The organism is Nonomuraea rhodomycinica (assembly GCF_013363995.1).
Taxonomy (GTDB): domain Bacteria; phylum Actinomycetota; class Actinomycetes; order Streptosporangiales; family Streptosporangiaceae; genus Nonomuraea; species Nonomuraea rhodomycinica.
Genome location: NZ_JABWGO010000010.1, coordinates 360,047 through 373,004 on the forward strand (window position 1 = coordinate 360,047; position 12,958 = coordinate 373,004).

General features: G+C 72.4%; 11 protein-coding genes, 3 tRNA genes and 1 pseudogene. 13 read left to right on the plus strand and 2 right to left on the minus strand.

Annotated elements, in window-relative coordinates; translation table 11 throughout:
- Nucleotides 1–19 precede the first annotated feature (19 nt).
- The 12 genes from HT134_RS33735 to HT134_RS33790 all read left to right on the plus strand — a co-directional run bounded on the left by HT134_RS33735 (nt 20) and on the right by HT134_RS33790 (nt 9,327).
- Nucleotides 20–223: a transposase gene (locus HT134_RS33735; RefSeq protein WP_175595713.1), complete on the plus strand. Its 204-nt coding sequence runs from the start codon at nt 20–22 to the stop codon at nt 221–223.
- Between the two features lie 79 nt (nt 224–302).
- Nucleotides 303–375 (plus strand) — tRNA-Thr (locus tag HT134_RS33740).
- A 124-nt stretch (nt 376–499) separates the two neighbouring features.
- A tRNA-Met gene (locus HT134_RS33745) sits at nt 500–573 on the plus strand.
- 21 nt (nt 574–594) lie between these two features.
- Nucleotides 595–1,029, plus strand: coding sequence for a DUF6196 family protein (locus HT134_RS33750; RefSeq protein WP_175604516.1), 435 nt, complete (start codon nt 595–597; stop codon nt 1,027–1,029).
- Nucleotides 1,030–1,093: 64 nt separating this feature from the next.
- Nucleotides 1,094–4,624 (plus strand): WD40 repeat domain-containing serine/threonine protein kinase, encoded by a 3,531-nt coding sequence (locus tag HT134_RS33755; RefSeq protein ID WP_175604517.1) that lies wholly within the window; start codon nt 1,094–1,096, stop codon nt 4,622–4,624.
- Nucleotides 4,625–4,897: 273 nt separating this feature from the next.
- Nucleotides 4,898–4,971 (plus strand) — tRNA-Met (locus HT134_RS33760).
- A gap of 69 nt (nt 4,972–5,040) precedes the next feature.
- The gene (gene rpmG / locus HT134_RS33765) at nt 5,041–5,205 is read left to right on the plus strand and encodes a 50S ribosomal protein L33 (protein ID WP_019632658.1); all 165 of its coding nucleotides are present in this window, start codon (nt 5,041–5,043) and stop codon (nt 5,203–5,205) included.
- A gap of 224 nt (nt 5,206–5,429) precedes the next feature.
- Nucleotides 5,430–5,879, plus strand: coding sequence for a MaoC family dehydratase N-terminal domain-containing protein (locus HT134_RS33770; protein WP_175604518.1), 450 nt, complete (start codon nt 5,430–5,432; stop codon nt 5,877–5,879).
- Nucleotides 5,879–6,307, plus strand: a complete 429-nt coding sequence (locus tag HT134_RS33775; protein ID WP_175604519.1) for a MaoC family dehydratase — start codon at nt 5,879–5,881, stop codon at nt 6,305–6,307. Before HT134_RS33770 ends, HT134_RS33775 begins: the two co-directional genes overlap by 1 nt.
- 70 nt (nt 6,308–6,377) lie before the next feature.
- Nucleotides 6,378–7,364 (plus strand): hypothetical protein, encoded by a 987-nt coding sequence (locus tag HT134_RS33780; protein ID WP_175604520.1) that lies wholly within the window; start codon nt 6,378–6,380, stop codon nt 7,362–7,364.
- 92 nt (nt 7,365–7,456) lie between these two features.
- The gene (locus HT134_RS33785; protein ID WP_175604521.1) at nt 7,457–8,503 is read left to right on the plus strand and encodes a UDP-N-acetylmuramate dehydrogenase; all 1,047 of its coding nucleotides are present in this window, start codon (nt 7,457–7,459) and stop codon (nt 8,501–8,503) included.
- 257 nt (nt 8,504–8,760) lie between these two features.
- Nucleotides 8,761–9,327 (plus strand): TMEM165/GDT1 family protein, encoded by a 567-nt coding sequence (locus HT134_RS33790; protein ID WP_175604522.1) that lies wholly within the window; start codon nt 8,761–8,763, stop codon nt 9,325–9,327.
- 19 nt (nt 9,328–9,346) lie between these two features.
- On the opposite strand, the gene HT134_RS47275 is transcribed toward HT134_RS33790, so the two are convergent.
- Together HT134_RS47275 and HT134_RS33800 are read right to left on the minus strand one after the other, a co-directional pair.
- Nucleotides 9,347–12,217, minus strand: coding sequence for an ATP-binding protein (locus HT134_RS47275; protein WP_175604523.1), 2,871 nt, complete (start codon nt 12,215–12,217; stop codon nt 9,347–9,349).
- Nucleotides 12,218–12,333: 116 nt separating this feature from the next.
- Nucleotides 12,334–12,480 (minus strand): hypothetical protein, encoded by a 147-nt coding sequence (locus tag HT134_RS33800; RefSeq protein WP_175604524.1) that lies wholly within the window; start codon nt 12,478–12,480, stop codon nt 12,334–12,336.
- A 305-nt stretch (nt 12,481–12,785) separates the two neighbouring features.
- Here HT134_RS33800 and HT134_RS46270 point away from each other — a divergent pair.
- Nucleotides 12,786–12,958 (plus strand): annotated as a pseudogene (locus tag HT134_RS46270) (deoxyribose-phosphate aldolase); the annotation flags it as partial.

The window sequence follows — 12,958 nt, forward strand, 5'->3', positions numbered from 1 at the left end:
AGGGTTACTCTGTGCCGCTATGGACAGTCGATGGGTCGGGCCTGACGGTTTCGAGATCGTTCCGGGGCTGCGCGACGGCCGGCAGGTGCTGCGGGTGCGCCGCGACGGGCGGGTCGTCGCCGACTGCTTCTCGGTCGCGGAGGTGGCCGCGCTCGTCGATCTGGCCGACCTGTGCGAGGTGGTCACCCTGCGGCCGCGGCGCGGCTTCGAGGCGGTCGGCTGACGCGACCTGCGCGGTCTCGTCCAGTTCGCATCATCGCTGGGGGACGTGTATGGTTACACCTGTCCGCAGCGCCGGACAGGCCCCTATAGCTCAGTCGGCAGAGCGTCTCCATGGTAAGGAGAAGGTCAACGGTTCGATTCCGTTTGGGGGCTCTCACTCTGAGAAGGAACGACGCCCGACCCGCACCGCGGGGTCGGGCGTTTCGCGTTCCGGCGGCCGAACAAACCGGTGGCGGCCGGCTCGTCCCGGCTGCGATAGTCGAGATCGTCAGCCCATGCCTGCATGGCTCAGTCGGTGAGAGCGCCGCACTCATAATGCGGAGGTCCCAGGTTCGAGTCCTGGTGCAGGTACGTACGGGGAGATGAGCGCCGATGGTCAGTGTCAGCATGGAGACCCCGGAACAGACCGAGGCGCGGCTCCGCCGGGTGATCGCCCAGGCCGATGTTCGCGTGCACGAGGGTGTCTGGTGGTTCGAGGAGTCCCCCGCCGACCAGCCGCCGGCGCTCACCGGAGACACCCTGGCCGTGGTCCGCGACGAGCAGAGCTGGAGCCGCCTGGTCCCGCTCACCGAAGAGCACGAACACGTCGAACGTTTCGGGATCTTCTCGTTCCACTTCCCCGCCGGGCTCGACAACAGCGGCTTCGTCGGCTGGCTGGCCGGCCTGCTCAAGGCGAGACTGGGCACCGGGGTGTTCGTCATCTGCGGCAGCAACCGCGCCCGCGGCGGCATCTACGACTACTGGGGTTGTCCGATCGGCCTGCTCGACGAAGCCGTCGCCGTCGTCGAGGCGCTGCGCGCCGGCTGACGGCCGGCCGAGTGCCCGGTCCGGAGAGCGGAACTTTGTCGGCGGGCCCGGCATCTAACCCGCCGTGGAAGCGCTGATCGCCGGGGACCCGCAGCACATCGGGGAGTACTGGCTCGCGGGCAGGCTCGGCTCCGGCGGTCAGGGAGTGGTGTACGACGCCTACGACCGCGACGGGCGCAGGGTCGCCATCAAGCTGCTGCACGCGGCCGACAGCCAGGCGGGCCGCGACCGGTTCGCCAAGGAGGTGGCCGCCGCCGGCCGGGTGGCCTCCTTCTGCACGGCCAGGGTGCTGGCCTCCGACCTGTCGGGCAGCAGGCCGTACATCGTCAGCGAGTACGTCGCGGGCCCCACCCTGCGCCAGGCGGTGGACCAGGGGCGCAGGTTCACCGGGGACGACCTGCACCGGCTCGCCACGGCCATCGCCACCGCGCTGACCGCCGTGCACGACGCGGGCGTGATCCACCGGGACCTCAAGCCGGACAACGTGCTGCTCGGCGCGGACGGCCCGCGAGTGATCGACTTCGGCATCGCGCGAACCGTGGACATGTCGCTGACCAAGACCGGCGAGGTGTCCGGCACGCCCAGCTACATGGCGCCCGAGGTGTTCACCGGGCAGCGGGCGGGCGCGCCCGCCGACGTGTTCGCCTGGGGGTCGATCATGGTGTTCGCCTCCACGGGTGAGGACCCGTTCAAGGCCGACAACCTGGGCGGGGTCATGCACCGGGTGCTGTCGGCGCAGCCCGACCTGAGCGCGCTGCCGCCCCGGCTGGCCTCGCTGGTGGCCGCCGCGATGGAGAAGGATCCCTCGGCGCGTCCCACGGCCCGCGACCTGCTGCTCGCGCTGGTCAGCGGCGACGCCTCGGACACGCGCGGGCTGCTGGCCGCGGGCAGCCGGGCGGCCAGGGGCGGGTACGTGCCCGACACGGCCGACCCGGCGCTGGGCACGATCGCCGAGGACGCGTACGGCGCGCTCACGCCCGACGAGCGGGAGCTGGCCGCCGAGGTCTTCCTCCGCATGGTGGCGGTCACCGACGACGGGTACGAGGCCGTGCGCTGGGCGCTGAAGGAGGAGCTGCTCGCCGGCCGCCCCGAGCGGGAGGCCCAGGCCATCGAGCGCATCCTGCGGGTCTTCTCCTACCTGGTGACGCAGAAGGGCGACGCGGTGGCGCTGTCGCGTCCCGCTCTGCTGCGCGCCTGGCCGCGCCTGCGGGTGTGGGTGGACGGCGATCGTGACGGCCTGGCCGTCCTGAGCCAGATCAGCAGCGCGGCCCGCCAATGGGCCGACAACGGGCGCAAGGACGGCGACCTGCTGCAGGGCAGCCGCCTCGACCACGCGCTCACCTGGGCCGCCACCGGGCGCAGGCACATCACGCTCACCCCGCAGGAACGCGACTTCCTCGCGGCGGGCACCGAGCTGACCAGGAGGCGCGTGCGCCGCAGGCGGCTGACCACGGTCGCGCTGGCCGGGCTGCTGGCGGTGGCGCTGGCGGCGGGCGGGCTCGCGGTGCTGCAGAGCAGGCAGGTGGCCGAGCAGAGCCGCCTGGTCGCCCGGCAGCGCGACCAGGCCGTGGGGCGGCAGGTCGCGGCCGAGGCCGACAGGTGGCGCACCACCGACCCGGTCAGGGCGATGCTGCTCAGCGTCGCGGGCTGGCGGCTGGCCCCGGACACCGACAGCAGGCGGAGCCTGACGACCTCGCTGACCATGCCGGAGAGCGCGGTCTTCCGCGACCCGGGCGCCAAGGGGGTCTCCGCGACGGCGGCGGCGGCCGACGGGCGGACGCGGGTCATCGCCGGTGAGGACGGCGTGCGGGTCTACGACGTCCCCTCGCGGCGGCAGACGGCGTTCTGGAGGTGGCCGAGCGGGTTCGGCGCGCTGCCGACGGCCGCCGCGCTCAGCCCGAGCGGCAGGACGCTGGTGATCGTCAGCAGGAACAGGGCGTACTCCTGGGACACCATGACGGGCAGGAAGCTGCACGAGCACGCCGTGAGCGAGGGCACCCCGGGCGTCCACGTCGTCTTCGACGCGCACGAGAGCCTGGCCGCGGTGATGCGGGAGAGCACCATGGAGTACCTGTGGGACGCCAGGACGGGCCGGTCCTACTCGCTCTCCCCGGCGCTGGAGGCGGACTCCGCCCCGGCCATCGCGCCGTCCGGCGCCTACGTCGCGGGGATCGGGATCAACCAGGGCGGCCTGAAGGTGGTCCGCCTGTCCGACCTCACGGTGGACACCCGGCTGCCGAAGAAGTGCGGCAGCGTGGTGGCGTTCACGCCGGACAGCCGGCGCCTGCTGTGCGCGAACGGCGACATCGAGGAGTGGAACCTGGACACCGCCACGAAGGTGGCCGACGAGGACCGGCCGTTCTGGCAGGAGTCGGCCTCGGAGGACTTCGTGGGCGCGCGTCTGCTGGTCAGCCGGGACGGCGACAGGATGCTCGGCGTCGAGGGGAGGACGATCCACCTGTGGGACGCCGGGAAGGGCACCGAGCTCTACACCTACCAGGCGGAGGGCATGCTCGACGACGCCTGGCTGGACCCGGACGGCAGGACCATCCGCTATCTGCTGGACAGCTCGATCGTCACCGTCGACCTCGGCTCCCGCGTCACCTTCGGCAGGCTGCCGAGCGGTTACCAGGTCAGCGCGTTCAGCCAGGACGGCCGCCTGATCGCCGCCACGAAGGACGGCCACCCCATGCGCGTCTGGGACGGGCGCCGCCTGGGCGTGCCGATGGCGGGCAGCGAGGGCGCCGCGAACGAGCTGTTCGATCCGGCGGGCAGGCGGCTGGCCGCCACAGGTGAGGACTCGGCGGTGTCCGTCTGGGACGTGGCCACGGGCAAGCGCCTCTGGCGCCGTCCCGTTCCCCGGGGGCAGTTCGCGCTGTCGAGGACGTTCACCCCCGACGGCGGCAGGCTGGTGCTGTCGCTCGCGGAGCAGAGCGAGCGGGACGCGCGCAACGAGCTGGTCGTGCTGGCCGCCGACACCGGCCGCGTGCTCGCCCGGCACAAGCTCACCACCACCACGGGGACCATCGTCGCGGCCCGCGACGGCACGGCAGTGGTGAGCACCACCGGCAAGGTGTTCGACCTGGACACCGGCAAGGTCGTCGGCCGCGGCTTCAACGGGGCCGGGGAGGCCATCGCGGTGAGCCCCACGGCGCCGCTGCTGGCCCTCGGCTCCAGCACGGTCGAGCTGTGGGACAGCGCGCAGGGCGCCGAGCTGCCCCCCGCCATGCGCGCGGCGGCCGACGGCCAGGTCGAGGCCGTGCTGTTCAGCCACGACGGCACCCTCGTCGCCCTGATCAGCAGGTCCATCGGCGAGACGTTCGACGACGTGTACACCGCCCAGATCTGGGACGTCGACTCGCGGCAGAGGATCGGCTCCTTCCCCATCGAGATCCTGGACCTGCTGGCGTTCAGCGCCGACGACCACACGCTGTACGTGTCGGGCAACAGCTCGGGGACCGTGACCGAGATACCGGTCGACGGGGACCGCGTCGCCGAGCTGGTGTGCAAGCGCGCCGGCCGCACCATGAGCGCGCAGGAATGGAGCCGGTACCTGAAGGGTGTGTCCTATCGCGATGTGTGTCCGGCCTTGTAGGGGGCGTCGCGGGCGCCGGCGGCGGCTGGCGTGCGCCTGGCCCCGCTGCTACGCTGGCCCGCACTCCGGCGCGGCCGGCGAGCCGCCGCCGTCCCGGAACCGCTTCGGAGCGATCGGCCGGTTCCCGGAATGCGCGAACGGGCCCTTGACGTTGATTTCGTCAGAGTGGCGCTCCTGAGGCATACTGGGAGCACCCACCCGATCAGGTGAAGTACATATGTGCTTCACGGGTCGGGTATCCTCTACGAGCCGGGTCGTCTCATCCGGCTCAAAGGCGGAGTAGCTCAGTCAGGCAGAGCAAACGGCTCATAATCGTTGTGTCGCCGGTTCAAGTCCGGCCTCCGCTACTGCCCCTCCCCAGGTCACCGACCTGGGATGGGTATGTCCTAGTCCCAAACGTAGAAAGGCACTCCCACGTGGCTGCCACCGACGTTAGGCCGAAGATCACGCTGGCCTGCCAGGAGTGCAAGCACCGCAACTACATCACGCGGAAGAACCGGCGCAACGACCCGGATCGGCTTGAGCTGAAGAAGTACTGCCCCAACTGCCGCTGCCACCGCGCGCACCGCGAGACCCGCTAGCTCCTCCCGAGCGCGGCTCGCCCGGTAGTACTACCTGGCCACATCGCACCACACAACCGGCGCCCCGGATCGAGGCGCCGGTTTGTCGTGTGCTCGGCCTGTGTCGTGGAGGGGACGGCACAGGCCGAGCGCCGTCGGCAAAAACCCGGAAAAGCGACGGCGACAGCCGAACGTTGTTCTGTTAGCGTCTGCCTCGACGGCGCAGCACATGCGAGGGAGCGCAGATGGCCTTGAACCGTGACTTCGTCGGACGCACGTACGCGTCCAGCGCCCCGTACGAGGTCAGCCGGGTGAAGATCAGGGAGTTCGCGGCCGCGATCGGCGACGCCAACCCCATCTACCGGGACAAGGAGGCCGCCCGGGCGGCCGGGCACCCCGACGTGGTCGCCCCGCCGACGTTCCCCATCGTCTTCAGCCTCCAGGGCGGCAGCGAGGCGCTGGTGGACCCCGACCTCGGCCTGAACATCGCGATGGTCGTCCACGGCGAGCAGCGCTTCGAGTACACCCGCCCCGTCCACGCCGGCGACGAGCTGGTCACCCGCTCCACGATCACCGACATCCGCAGCGCCGGCCGCAACGAGCTGATGACCATCCGCAGCGAGGTCACCACCGTGTCCGGCGAGCCGGTCTGCACCACCTACAACACGATCGTGGAGCGGGGAGGTGCGGCCTGATGACCGCGACGGTGTCGTACGACGAGGTCGAGGTGGGCCAGGAGATCCCGGCCGCGGAGTACCGGGTGCGGCGGGTCAACCTGGTCATGTACGCGGGCGCGTCGGGTGACTTCAACCCCATCCACTGGAACGAGCGCTTCGCCAAGGCCGTCGGGCTGCCCGACGTCATCGCGCACGGCATGTACACGATGGCGCAGGGCGGCCGCTTCGTCACCGACTGGGCCGGGGACCCGGCCGCGGTGGTGGACTACGGGGTGCGGTTCTCGTCGATGGTGGTCGTCCCGGACGACGACGAGGGGGCCACGATCACGGTCAGCGGCGTGGTGGAGGAGAAGCTCGACGACAAGCGGGTGGTCGTCGGCCTGACCGCCCGCGCGGACGACGCCAAGGTGCTGTCGAGGGCCCGCGCCGTGGTCCAGCTCGCCTGAGCGGTCGGCTCGGCCCGTTGACCTGCGGGCGCGATGATAGGGCGGGCGGCTTCGGGGTAGCCGTGTGACCATGACCGAAGCTCCGCACCACGTCCACGTCTGGCCCACGGTCCGTTCGATCCCCGTGTCCGCCGTGACCGAAGGCGCCCCGTCGCGGCGCCTGCGTCCCCCGAGGCCGCAGGACATCGCCGGCGGCACCGGCACCGGCCGCGACACCTCAGGCGGCGCCCGCACGGGTGGTTCCGGAACGCCCGGCTCCGGCGCCGGCGAGACGGGCGCCGGCGAAACGGGCGCCGGCGCGCGCGGCAACCCCGCCGCGGAGTTCGGCTTCTCCGGCGACCCCGCACAGCACGGCGTCCCCGACGACGACCTCCTGCACGCCCAGCGCGTCTGGGACGGCACCCTGGCCGCCAACCGCCTCGACGCCCTCGGCGTCAACGCCGAGCGTCAGCGCGTACGCACCGAGGACATCACGACGACCGTCGGCTTCCTGGTGGACGGCCACCCCGAGGACACCCGGCGGGCGCTCCAGTCGGTCATCGACCACACCGCCGCGCACGTCCTGGCCCTGGACCTGGGCGACGTGGACGGCGCGGGCGCGGTGCTGCGCGAGCTGGCCTCGCGCCACCCGGAGCGCGTCACGGCCTGGTACGTCGAGGAGCAGCCGGAGTGGCGGGGCGGCACGGCCACGTGGGGCGAGTGCCTGGCCAAGCTGCTGCGCCTGGACACGGCCGAGGTGTTCGTCGTCATGGAGGGCTCCGTCGCGCTGGAGGGTGACGCGATCACGCCGCTCGTCGCGGCGATCGACGACGGCGCGGTGGCCGCCGGGTGGACGGCGCCGGAGCCGGACGGGCGGACGTGGCGCGAGACCCGACCGGGAGAGGGCGCGAGGGACGTCCCCGCGCTCGGGGGAGAGCTGCTGGCGGTACGGAGGTCGGTCGCCCTCGGTGACGCCCCAGAGGAGACGCGCGACGGCACGGAGCTGTCCCGGAGCCTGCGCGGCGTCAGGGTCGTCCCTGCCGACCGCCTGCCCGTCCGCCGCCTGCGCTCCGTCTGACCCCGCCCCGGCCCGATCCGGCCCGTGGGCGGGTGCTCGGTCGTGCTCCGGCCCTCTGCCGCAGGGCCCGGCATCTCCTAAGCTTGTGGCCCATGGAGAAGCTCGCGCCGTACACCACGCTGGGCCTGGGCGGCCCCGCCCGCCGTTTCGTCGAGGCCGCCACCGCTGAGCAGGTGGTCTCCGAGGTCGCCGAGGCCGACCGGGCGGGCGAGCGCGTCCTGGTGCTCGGCGGCGGCAGCAACGTCGTGGTGGCCGACGACGGCTTCGACGGCCTGGTCGTCAAGGTGGCCTCCGAGGGCGTGTCGGTCTCGCGCGACGGCGAGCAGGTGGTCGTCACGGTCGAGGCGGGCGAGAGCTGGGAGCCGCTGGTCGCCCGCGCCGTGGGCGAGGGCTGGTCCGGGCTCGAATGCCTGTCCGGCATCCCCGGCCTGGTCGGCGCCACCCCCATCCAGAACGTCGGCGCGTACGGCCAGGAGGTCTCGCAGACCATCAGGTGCGTGCGCGCCTACGACCGGCGCACCCGGCACGTGGTCGACCTGGAGGCGCGGCAGTGCGGCTTCTCCTACCGCGACAGCGCGTTCAAGCGCGAGCCCGGCCGTCACGTGGTGCTGGCGGTGACCTACGCGCTGGACGTGTCCGGCCTGTCGGCGCCCGTCGCGTACAAGGAGCTGGCCGGGCGGCTGGGCGTCGAGCCCGGCGAGCGGGTGCCGCTGGCGCGCGCCCGTGAGGCCGTGCTGGAGCTGCGGCGCTCCAAGGGCATGGTGATCGACCCGGCCGACCCCGACACCCGCAGCGCGGGCTCGTTCTTCACCAACCCGGTGCTGGCCCCCGAGGAGGCCGAGGAGCTGGAGTCCCGCGCGCCCGGCCACCCGCGCTGGGAGCTGCCCGGCGGCTCGGTCAAGGTGCCCGCGGCCTGGCTGATCGAGCAGGCGGGCTTCCCCAAGGGCTACTCCCGCGGCCCGGCCCGCATCTCCACCAAGCACACGCTGGCGCTGACCAACCCCACGGGCGAGGCCACCGCGGCCGACCTGCTGGCGCTGGCCAGGGAGGTGCGCGACGGGGTGCGCGAGAAGTTCGGGGTGACGCTGGTCAACGAGCCGGTGCTGGTCGGCTGCGCCCTCGACGAGGCCTCCGCGTAGGGCGGCCCCGGAATAAGGCATCCCCGGAGGCTTGTTAGAGTTCTCCGGAACCACACCGAGGGGGAGTAGTCCCAATCGCGTGATCGACACACTGGCGCTCCGGCGCCCGGTCGCGCGGGCCCGAGACGGGCGGACGAGACCTTCGGCCTGGCAGTCGTGGACATGTACGTCATGCACCAAGACGCTGCCGGGCCGGAGTCGTGCCCGGAATCTCCCCCGGGCGGCCGCTCACGGTCCGGCCGCGCGGAAGAGGACCGTTGGAAGCTTTCTGGATCAGTCTCGCCGTCATCTTCGTGGCGGAGCTGGGCGACAAGAGCCAGCTCATGGCGATGACGTTCGCCACCCGTTTCAAGCCCTGGCCGGTGCTGGCCGGCATCACGCTGGCCACGGCCGTCGTCCACCTCGTCAGCGTGGCCGTCGGCCGGCTGGTGGGCGAGGTGCTGCCGCTCACGGCCATCTCGATCGTGGCCGGGATCGCGTTCCTCGGCTTCGCCCTGTGGACCCTCAGGGGCGACGAGCTGACCGAGGAGGAGTCGAGCAGGGCGCAGCGCACCACCCGCAACGCGATCATCGCCGTCACCGTCGCGTTCTTCCTCAGCGAGCTGGGCGACAAGACCATGCTGGCCACGATCACGCTGGCCACGCAGCACGGCTGGCTGGGCACCTGGATCGGCTCCACCGTGGGCATGGTCGCCGCCGACGCGCTGGCCATCGTGGTGGGCCGCATGCTGGGCAAGCACCTGCCGGAGAAGGCCATCAAGTACGGCGCCGCCGCCGCGTTCGCGGTGTTCGGCGTCATCCTCCTGGTCGAGCCGTTCGTCTGACGGCCCGGCCCCGCGGCGGCTAGCGCGACAGCAGCGAGAGGCGGTGGGCCGCGGCGGCGGCCTCCCCGCGGGTCGTGACCCCCAGCTTGGCCAGGATGTTCGACACGTGGACGCTGACGGTCTTGGCCGAGATGAACAGCTCCTTGGCGATGTCGCGGTTGGTGTGCCCGAGGGCGACCAGCCGCAGCACCTCCAGCTCGCGCGGCGTGAGCAGCTCGGGCGCCGCCTGGTCGGGCTGCGGCGGCGCGCCGACGCGGCGGCCCAGCGTGTCGATCTCCTCCATCAGCGGCGCGGCCCGCAGCCCGGCGGCGAGCGGCCGGGCCAGCGCCAGCCGCGACGCGGCGCCCTCGCGGTCGCCGGAGCGGGCCGCGATCCCCGCGGCCCGCAGCAGGGCCTTGGCCTGGTTGTGCGGCCGGTTCAGCCGCTCCCAGGCCGCCGCCGCGGCGTCGAAGTCGCGCGAGTACGACAGCCGGTACGCCTCGGCGACCGGCCCGCTCACCACGAGCCCGGCGGCGATCTCCGCGGCCTGCTCGCGCACCGCTCGGGCGCGGAGCGGCTCGGTCTCCTCCATCGCGTCGCACACCACGGTCAGCAGGGCGAGCAGCCGCCAGCCGAGCATGGCCTTGGGCGACTGGGCGGGACGCGCGAGCGTGCGCTCGGCGACCGCCAGCGCGGCGTCCGGCTCGCCCCGGAGCATGTGCCAGCCGATGCGCAGCCGCATGCTGTTGGTGATGTCCTGGACGAAGTCCTCGGGCCGTTCCGCCAGCACGCCCGTCTCGCGCAGGATGCTCTCCACGACGTCCACCTCGCCCCGGCCGATGGCCACGTCGGCCCGGATCCGCAGCAGGTGGTGGCGGTTGCGCAGCACGGGGCCGAGGTTGAGCGCCCGCTCGACGGTGTCGAGGCATTCGTCCCAGCGGCCGATCGCCTCCAGCGTCTCGGCGATGTTGTTCAGGGTGAACAGCCCGGACAGCCGGACCCGGCCGTACTTCTTGGCCAGCCGCCAGCCCTCCTCGCCCAGCTCCAGCGCCTCCTGCCAGCGGCCGAGGTCGTTGAGCGTGTCGACGTTGTTGCCGATCGCGCGGGTGATCACGCGGCCGGAGCCCTCCTCGCGGCCGATCTCCAGCGCGCGCAGGTTGGTGGCCAGGGTGGCCTCGGTGTCGCCGGCGAGAGAGAGGCCGAGCGCCAGGTTGAGCAGCAGTTCGGCCTCCTGGCACCGGTCGCCGAGCTTCCTGGCCAGGGCCAGGCCCTCCTCGGCGAGCGCGGTGCCCTCCTCGGTGTCGCCGCGCAGCATGAGGTGCTGCGACATCAGCGTGATGACCTCGACGCGGGCCAGGTCCGGCTCCGGCACGAGGCTGAGCGCGTGGCGGAGCTGCTCCACCACGTCGGTCTTCTCCTTGTAGACCTTGAGCTGGCCCCAGCGCACGAGGAGCTTGGCGACCCGGGCCGGCTCGCGCGTCTCGTCCAGCTCGGCCAGCGCCGCCTTGATGAACTTCAGGCCTCGGTCGATGTCGCCGCTGGCGCGCGCGGCGTCGCTGGCCTTCTCCAGCACCGCCGTGTGGTCGGCGCCGATGCGCTCCGCTGCGCCGGGCACCCGGTCCCACAGCATGAGCACGCGTTCGAGCAGCGGGATGGCCTCGGTGTAGGCGAACGCGTGGAACGAGGCGCGGGCCGCCTCCCAGGCGGAGATCAGCGCCCACTCGTCGTCGCGGGCGCCGTACCAGTGGTGGGCCAGCTCGACCTTGGCCCGGCCGGGCGGCACGAGCGAGCGGTCGCGGGAGATCTCCTCGGCGTAGCGGGCGTGCAGCCGCTGGTGCTCGCCGGGCAGCAGCTCGTCGTGGACGGCCTCGCGGATGAGGGAGTGGCGGAACAGGTAGGCGCGGCCGTCGGCGATCTGCAGCACGTTGCCGGCGATGGCGGGGCGCAGCGCGCCCTCCAGCTCCAGGTCGGACAGGCCGCTCACGGCGGCGAGCAGGGCGTGGCCGACGCGGATGCCGCCGGCGGCGGCGATGCGCAGCACCCGCTGCGTCTCCTCGGGCAGCCGCTCGACCGCGCCGAGGATGAGGTCCTGCATCGAGGACGGGAACGCGGAGTCCGCGCCGCTGTCGAGCAGCGCCTCGACGAACAGCGGGATGCCCTCGCTGCGGTCGTAGACCTTCTCCACCTTGTGGTACGCGGGCGACCTGCCGAGGATGCCGGCCATCTGCTGGGCCACCTCGTCCTTGGACAGGCGCGGCAGGTCGAGCCGGAGCACGCCGCCGACCCGCCCCAGCTCGGCCAGCACCGGGCGCAGGGGGTGCTGGCGGTGCAGGTCGTCGGAGCGGTACGTCATGACGATGAGCACCTGCGGGCCGCTCAGGTTGCGGCACAGGAACGCGATGAGGTCGCGGCTGGAGCGGTCGGCCCAGTGGATGTCCTCGATGAGCAGGACGACCGGGCGGCTCTCGGCCAGGCGCTCCAGGAGCGTGAGGATCTGCTCGAACAGGCGGGCGCGGCCGCTGTCGGTCTCGCCGTCGCCGCTGGGCTCGCCGAACTCGGGGAGCAGCCGGGCCAGGTCGCGCTCGGCGCCCTCGGGCAGTAACGCGGCCACCCTGGCGCGGCCCTGCTCGCGGACGAGCTGCCGCAGCGCGGCGGTGAACGGCGCGTACGCCAGGCCCTCGGCCGACAGTTCGACGCAGCCGCCGTACAGGACGAGGGCGCCGTCGCGGGCCGCCTGGTCGGCGAAGCGCTGAACGAGTCTCGTCTTGCCGACGCCGGCCTCGCCGCCGAGCAGCACGGCCGTCGCGGCGCCGCGACGGGCCTCTTCGAGCGCCTGGGACAGCGACGCCAACTCCTCGGCCCGTCCGACGAAGACGGGACTCACCGACCGGCCCAGCATGTCTTCCAGCATGTCATGCCCTTTGGTGAGCTTTCGCCGTATTTATCGCGGATTGTGGACGGCGATGGTTCAGGTAGGCGCAGAGGCCCGGCCGCGAGGGAGGATGCGGCCGGGCTCTCGTGACGTGTTCATGAGGAACGGCGCTTGCCGAAGACCGAGCGGCGCTCGGACTTGTTGCCCTCCTCCGCCTCGCGTACGCGGCGGTGCTGGGCCGCGGCGGCGCGCAGCTCCCTCGCCTGACTCTTCATGAGCTGGTAGTCGATCTCGGGGTTCATGGTGTCTCCTGACTGGACCCTCTTCTTGCTGACACCCTCTACTTTCCGGCTAAGGCCCACCGCGCCACATCGGGCGGATGCCCTATCTCCCGTCCGACTTTCGTCCCGGGGTGCCTAGGCCGGGGTCCCCTACCGCCTTAGACCGCCTTAGGCCGCCTTAGGGCAGACCTATCCGCACCTCAGAGCCGCCTTACGCCTCCTTGGGACGGCTTCGCCGCGACCCCGCGCGCGGCCGACGGACACGAGGGGAAAGATCCGGTTTGGAGCTGGCCCGCGTGGTCGGCGATGCTGTGGAGGTGTCAACTATGACTACTTCGCTCGCGGACGTGGCCGCTTCCGGCGCGACGCTCAGAGCGTTCCTGCACGGCCTGCCCGGTGTGGACCGGGTCGGCGCGGACCAGCGGGCGGCGATGCTGGGCACCCGTTCGATCAAGACGACGGCCAAGGCCCGGGCGATCGATCTGGCCATCTCGATGGT

Excerpts from the sequence above, each read along its gene's own strand:
- HT134_RS33735 (WP_175595713.1), top strand. The coding sequence starts at position 20 with ATGGACAGTCGATGGGTCGGGCCTGACGGTTTCGAGATCGTTCCGGGG.
- HT134_RS33750 (WP_175604516.1), top strand. The coding sequence starts at position 595 with ATGGTCAGTGTCAGCATGGAGACCCCGGAACAGACCGAGGCGCGGCTC.
- HT134_RS33770 (WP_175604518.1), top strand. The coding sequence starts at position 5,430 with ATGGCCTTGAACCGTGACTTCGTCGGACGCACGTACGCGTCCAGCGCC.
- HT134_RS33775 (WP_175604519.1), top strand. The coding sequence starts at position 5,879 with ATGACCGCGACGGTGTCGTACGACGAGGTCGAGGTGGGCCAGGAGATC.
- HT134_RS33780 (WP_175604520.1), top strand. The coding sequence starts at position 6,378 with ATGACCGAAGCTCCGCACCACGTCCACGTCTGGCCCACGGTCCGTTCG.
- HT134_RS33785 (WP_175604521.1), top strand. The coding sequence starts at position 7,457 with ATGGAGAAGCTCGCGCCGTACACCACGCTGGGCCTGGGCGGCCCCGCC.
- HT134_RS47275 (WP_175604523.1), bottom strand. The coding sequence starts at position 12,217 with ATGCTGGAAGACATGCTGGGCCGGTCGGTGAGTCCCGTCTTCGTCGGA.
- HT134_RS33800 (WP_175604524.1), bottom strand. The coding sequence starts at position 12,480 with ATGAACCCCGAGATCGACTACCAGCTCATGAAGAGTCAGGCGAGGGAG.